The 6044-nt window shown below is 70.6% G+C and carries 5 protein-coding genes; 1 reads left to right on the top strand and 4 read right to left on the bottom strand.

Annotation, left to right across the window (positions count from 1 at the left end; translation table 11 throughout):
- The 3 genes from VGD93_RS10570 to rbfA form a co-directional block, all read right to left on the bottom strand.
- Nucleotides 1-1757: sensor histidine kinase (locus VGD93_RS10570; protein WP_395011831.1), on the bottom strand; the 1757-nt coding region annotated here is incomplete at its 3' end.
- Between the two features lie 89 nt (nt 1758-1846).
- Complete coding sequence (gene truB / locus VGD93_RS10565) at nt 1847-2755, bottom strand: tRNA pseudouridine(55) synthase TruB (protein ID WP_395011829.1); 909 nt, start codon at nt 2753-2755, stop codon at nt 1847-1849.
- A gap of 96 nt (nt 2756-2851) precedes the next feature.
- Nucleotides 2852-3262 carry a 30S ribosome-binding factor RbfA gene (gene rbfA, locus VGD93_RS10560; RefSeq protein WP_395011827.1) on the bottom strand — a complete coding sequence of 137 codons (411 nt, stop codon included), beginning with the start codon at nt 3260-3262 and terminating at the stop codon, nt 2852-2854.
- 180 nt (nt 3263-3442) lie between these two features.
- Between rbfA and VGD93_RS10555 the strand changes: the two genes are divergently transcribed.
- Nucleotides 3443-4093: a L,D-transpeptidase gene (locus VGD93_RS10555; RefSeq protein WP_395011826.1), complete on the top strand. Its 651-nt coding sequence runs from the start codon at nt 3443-3445 to the stop codon at nt 4091-4093.
- Nucleotides 4094-4144: 51 nt separating this feature from the next.
- Here VGD93_RS10555 and infB read toward each other — a convergent pair.
- Nucleotides 4145-6044 (bottom strand): translation initiation factor IF-2 (infB, locus tag VGD93_RS10550; RefSeq protein WP_395011824.1); only part of this gene is annotated, 1900 nt, incomplete at its 5' end.

Genomic DNA, 6044 nt, shown 5'->3' with positions numbered 1-6044 from the left:
ACCGCCGGCTGCGCGCTGCCCGAGCCGGGGGCCGCTTCGGTGCGCAGCGCCGCCGCGGCCACGTCGTCGGGCACCGCGTCCGGGTGCAGCCCCGCGGCCGGAATGTCGAAATTCCATTCGATGCCGTCGGCGTGCATGGTGGACTTGACCGTCGCCGCCAGCGCCCGTCCGACCATGTTCTCGAGCACGGTGGTGCCGAAGCCGCGACGGCGCGACGGGCGCGGCGCCTTGTGCACGCTCTCGCGCCAGGTGAACAGCAGGCGGTCGGCCTCGAGCCGCCAGGTCACCGCGAGGGTGCCGCTGTCGCTGGCGAAGGCACCATACTTTACGGCGTTGGTGGCCAGTTCGTGCGCCGCCATGCCGAGGATCTGCGCCGCCTGGGTGTTGAGGCGCAGCGCCGGCCCGTCGAGCCTTACCCGGCCGCGGTCGACGGGGCAGAAGACGTCGATCTGGTGGGCCAGCAATTCGCGGAAGTCGACGCCGGCGATGCCGTGCGCGAGCAGCAGGTCGGTGGAGCGGGCCAGCCCGTGAATGCGCTTCTCGAACCCGGCGATGAACTCGGCCACCGAATCGGCGTTGCGCGCGGTCTGCTTGGCCATCGCCGCAATCACCGTCATCTGGTTCTTCGAGCGGTGGGCGAGTTCGCGCATGAGGAAGCGCACCTCCGTCTCGGCGGCCTGGCGGCGCCGCGAGGCTTCGGCCAGCGCCCTCGACACGGTGGCGATCTCGGAGATCGGATAGGCCCTGGCCGGCACCGGCCGGCCGGCTCCCAGCAGCATGGCGTCGGACTTGAGGCCATGCACGGAGCGGCCGATCTGCAGGCCCACCCAGTAGATCGCCAGGATGACCATGGCGGCGAGCAGCACGCCGCCCACGGCCAGCGACCAGAATGCCTCCGACAGCGGCCTGGCGACGAGGTCGCGCGGCGCCCAGGCCACCAGCGTCCAGCCGGTGAGGGGAGATTTCTGCACCACGGCCAGCTGCGTCGTGCCGTCCTCGGCGACGAGCGTGGTCCAGCCCGATGAGGAGGCGCCGAGGCTGCCGGCATCGGCCAGGGAAAAGATCTCGCCGGTCGGGCCGCCTCCCGGCGAGGAGGCGATGATGGCGTCCTTTCGATCCAGCAGCGCCACGTACCAGCCGTCGGGCAGCTTGTTGCCGAGCAGCGCGGCGGTCAGGTCGTCGGCGTTGCGATTGAAGCCGATCGCCACCGCCTGCGGGCTCGGCTGGGGCAGCGGGTAGAGGATGTTGATCACCCAGCGCCCGGAGACGGTGCCGAGCACGACGTCCGAAACGGCGACGTCGCCGGTGGCGAGGGCGCGCTGCGGCGTTTCGGTGTCGCCGGCGGGCACCGGGGTCGCGCCGAATTCGGTGCGCGTGCTCATGACCGAGTGCAGGCGGGCGTCCAGCAGATAGATGTTGGCGCCGGTGCCCTCGAGCGCCGCCTTCACCCGCGCATGGAAGGAGCGCAGATCGCCCCCGACCAGCGTCGGCGCCGTCGCTAGCACCTTGAGGGTGGTGATGTTGGCGGCGATCTCGCGCTCGACAGCCTGCACGATGGAGCGCGCCGTCCCCACCATCAACGCCTCGGCCACGCGCTGCTGCGTCTCGTTGTTGCGCTGCAGCAGGACGGCGGAGAAGACGAAGGCGGGGACGAGCGCCACGAGGGCGAGGATGAACAGGTAAAGGGCGATCGGCCGCGCCGGGCGCGATCCGCGCCGAGCGGCGCCCGCGATGTCGTCGGCAGCTTGGTTTGCCATCACCAGCCTGCTCTGTTGTGGCCTGGGGGCGATGGTAGCGGCAACGGTTGCGGCGTGCAAACCGCGCGAACGGGCCGCCCGACCCGCCCCTAGAGCAGCACCCGGCGCGGCTTGAACTGGCCGTACTCGACCGCGCCCAGCGCCACCGCCTCGCCGGCGCAGCTGGCCCAGGCTGCGTCAAGCTGGAGGGGGGCGCCGGCGCCGGTCAGCAGCACCGGGTTGCCGTGGCGGATGGCGCTCGCCTGGTCGGGCGTGAGACGCAGCTCGGGCAACCCCGCGAGGCCGGCGGCGACCGGCAGCAGCAGGCCGTCGCGCGCCGGCAATGCCGCCGCCTCGAGGGCGGCGAGGCTGACCGCATCCTCGTCCGAGAACGGGCCGACCGCGGCGCGGTGCAGGCGCGTGACGTGGCCGCGCGTCCCGAGCGCCTCGGCGAGGTCGCGGGCCAGCGCCCGCACATAGGTGCCCTTCTCGCAGGCCATTTCGAAATCGGACTCGTCCGGGCCGTGCCGCAGCAGCGCCAGCCGTTCGACGAAGACCGGGCGCGGCGCCAGCACCACCGCCTCGCCGGCGCGGGCCAGGTCATAGGCGCGCTCGCCGTCCACCTTGATGGCCGAAAAGGCGGGGGGGCGCTGCAGGATGGCGCCGGTGAAGCGCGGCAGCAGCGCCTCGACGTCGGCCCGGGCCGGCCGGTGGGCGGACGTCGCCACGACCTCGCCCTCGGCGTCGTCGGTGCTGGTCTGGGTGCCCCAGCCGAGGGTGAAACGGTAGATCTTGGTGCCGTCCTGCACGGCGGGTACGGTCTTGGTCGCCTCCCCCAGCGCGATCGGCAGGATGCCGGTCGCCAACGGGTCGAGCGTGCCGGCGTGGCCGGCCTTCCTCGCCCCGAACAGCCAGCGCACCCGGCCGACGGCCTGGGTCGAGGTCATGTCGTAGGGCTTGTCGAGGACGAGCCAGCCCGAGATGTCGCGCTTCGCTTGCTTGCTGGTCGGTTGGGACACGGGTTGTGCCGGCTCCTCGGTTGTGGCCCCGGAAGGGGCAGCCTCATGTGCGGATGGAAGGCGGCGTTTCGCAGCGGGGCCCCGGCGCGCGGCGGCTCAGTCGTCCCCGGCGTCGCCCTTGTCGATGTCGCGCTGCACCCGCTCGGAACGGAGCAGGGCGTCGATGCGGCCGAACTCGTCGAAGGTGGTGTCGACGAAGAACCTGACCTCGGGGGCGAATTTGAGGTCGAGTTCGGGGGCGATGCGGCCCCGGATGAAGCGGCGGTGCCGGTTCAGCGCCGCCACGATCGCCTCGGCGCGCTCGCCGCCCAGCGGAATGACGTAGGCATTGGCGAGCTTGAGATCCGAGGTCATGCGCACCTCGGGCACGGTCAGCACCGCACCCTCCAGTTCCGTATCCTCGATCTCGCCGCGGGCGAACAGCCCGGCGAGCGCGTGGCGCACCAGTTCGCCGACGCGCAGCATGCGCTGGCTCGGCCCGGCCGGCCTGTGTGTGTCCTTCTTCATGCGCCCGAGTTAGGCGTTCCCGCGCCCGAGGTCAATCGTGACCCCAGCGGGCGTCGCCGCCGGCTCGCGGCGGCGTGATCGGCATTCTCGCCGGGGTGTGGCACGGCTGCACTCGACAAGCGGGAACAATCGCGGCTGGCTGATGTTATCCTGCACGCTCCCGCATCAAAGAGGCCTTCCTTGACCACCCGCCGCTTGTTTCTCATCGGACTTTCCACCCTTGCCCTCGGCGCCTGCTCCTCGACCCGCACCACGCGGCACGCCAACGTCATCGACGTCGACGAGCCGTGGGCGAGCTACTACGCCGCCGTGCCCGGCGAACCGTTCCCGGTGCCGGGCGTCGACCTGAGGCGCGTGCCCCGCCAGTTCTGGCGCCAGCAGGTGCCGTATCCGGGCAGGGAAGCGCCGGGCACCATCGTGGTGAACACCTCGGAGCGCTACCTGTACCTGGTGCAGCCGGGCGGCACCGCCATGCGCTACGGCGTCGGCGTCGGCCGCGAGGAGGGGCTGAACTTCCGCGGCACCGCGGTGATCGGGCGCAAGGCGGCCTGGCCGGGCTGGACGCCGACTGCCAACATGATCCGCCAGCAGCCGGAGCGCTACGCCAAGTATGCCGGCGGCCTGCCCGGCGGCCCGGGCAACCCGCTGGGGGCGCGCGCCCTCTACCTGTATCGCGGCGGCAAGGACACGCATTTCCGCCTGCACGGCACGGTCGAGCCCTACACGATCGGCCAGTCGGTGTCCTCGGGCTGCATCCGGCTGATGAACCAGGACATCATCGACCTGTACGGCCGCGTCGGAACCGGCACGAAAGTGGTGGTGATGAGCTGACGACGGGCGGCGAGCGGGGCGCGGGGACCGGCCCCGCGCCCGCCCGAGCTGCTACAGCGAGCGGGTGATCTGCTCGACGCGGAAGCACTCGATGACGTCGCCGACCCGCATGTCCTCGTATTTTTCGAAGGCCATGCCGCATTCCTGCCCGGCGATCACTTCCTTGACCTCGTCCTTGAAGCGCTTGAGCGTCGACAGCTTGCCCTCGTGCACGACGACGTTGTCGCGGATCAGGCGCACGCCGGCGCCGCGCTCGACCATGCCCTCGGTGACGCGGCAGCCCGCGACCTTGCCGACCTTGGAGATGTTGAACACCTCGAGGATCTCGGCATTGCCGATGAAGGTCTCGCGCCGCTCGGGCTTGAGCAGGCCCGACATCGCCGCCTTCACGTCGTCGACCAGGTCGTAGATGATGTTGTAGTAGCGGATCTCGATGCCGTCGCGGCGGGCGAGGTCCTGCGCCTGCTTGTTGGCGCGGACGTTGAAGCCGATGATCACCGCACTCGAGGCCGAGGCCAGGGTCACGTCGGATTCGGTGATGCCGCCGACGCCGCTCATCAGGATCTGGGCCGAGACCTCGTCGGTCGACAGCTTGTTGAGCGAGGCGTTGATCGCCTCGACGGAGCCCTGCACGTCGCCCTTGATGATCAGCGGGAACTTGGCGACGCCCGAAGCCTTGAGCTGGCTCATCATCTGCTCGAGGCTGGTGACGCCGCCACCCTCGGTCTTCTCGCGCACGAGACGCTGGCGGTACTCGGTGACCTCGCGCGCTCGCGCCTCGGTCTCGACCACGCTGAAGCGGTCGCCTGCCGACGGCACGCCGGTGAAGCCCAGCACCTCGACCGGCGTCGAGGGTGCGGCGGTCTTCACCTGCTCGCCCTTGTCGTTGATGAGGGCACGCACGCGCGCGAACTCGGTGCCGGCGACGAGGATGTCGCCGACCTTGAGCGTGCCGCGCTGCACCAGGACGGTGGCCACGGCACCGCGGCCGCGATCGAGCTTGGCCTCGATGACCAGACCTTCGGCGCGCCCGTCGCGGGCCGCCTTGAGCTCGAGCACCTCGGCCTGCAGCAGGATGGTCTCGAGCAGCTTGTCGAGGCCCATGCGCGTCAGCGCCGAAACCTCGACGTCGAGCACCTCGCCGCCCATCGACTCGACGAACACCTCGTGCTGCAGCAGCTCGGTGCGCACCCGCGTCGGGTTGGCGGTGGGCTTGTCCATCTTGTTGATGGCGACGATGATCGGGACCCCAGCGGCCTTGGCGTGCTTGATGGACTCGATGGTCTGCGGCATGACGCCGTCGTCGGCCGCTACCACCAGCACGGCGATGTCGGTCGCCTGAGCGCCGCGGGCGCGCATGGCGGTGAACGCCTCGTGGCCCGGGGTGTCGAGGAAGGTGATCTTCTGGCCGTTCTTCTCGACCTGGTAGGCGCCGATATGCTGGGTGATGCCGCCGGCTTCGCCGGACACCACATTGGCTTCGCGGATGGCGTCGAGCAGCGAGGTCTTGCCGTGGTCGACGTGACCCATGATGGTCACCACCGGGGCACGGCTGGTCAGGTCCTCGGCCCTGTCGTCGGCCGGGATGTCGAACAGGCCTTCCTCGACGTCGGCATCGGACACGCGCTTGACCGTGTGGCCCAGTTCGGTGGCGATCAGCTCGGCGGTGTCGGCGTCGAGGATGTCGTTGATCTTCACCATCTGGCCCTGCGTCATCAGGATCTTGATGACGTCGACGGCGCGCTCGGCCATGCGGTTGGCCAGCTCCTGCACGGTGATGGCTTCCGGAATGGTCACCTCGCGGCTGAGCTTGGGCTGCGTCTGCTGGTTGCGACCCATCTTCTTGTCGCGGCGGCGGCGCATGGCGGCGAGCGAGGGGCCGCGGTCGCGGTCACCCTCGACGCCGGCATTGACCACCGTCAGGCGGCCGCGGGCGTTGACCTCGTCGCCG

This window comes from Devosia sp., assembly GCF_036406155.1.
In the GTDB taxonomy this organism is placed as follows: Bacteria; Pseudomonadota; Alphaproteobacteria; order Rhizobiales; family Devosiaceae; genus Devosia_A.
The sequence above is the reverse complement of the archived record's forward strand: the minus strand, read 5'-3'. Positions and strand labels throughout refer to the sequence as shown.

Bases quoted from the DNA above. Each gene is read 5' to 3' on its own strand.
- rbfA (WP_395011827.1), bottom strand. From the start codon at position 3,262: ATGAAGAAGGACACACACAGGCCGGCCGGGCCGAGCCAGCGCATGCTG.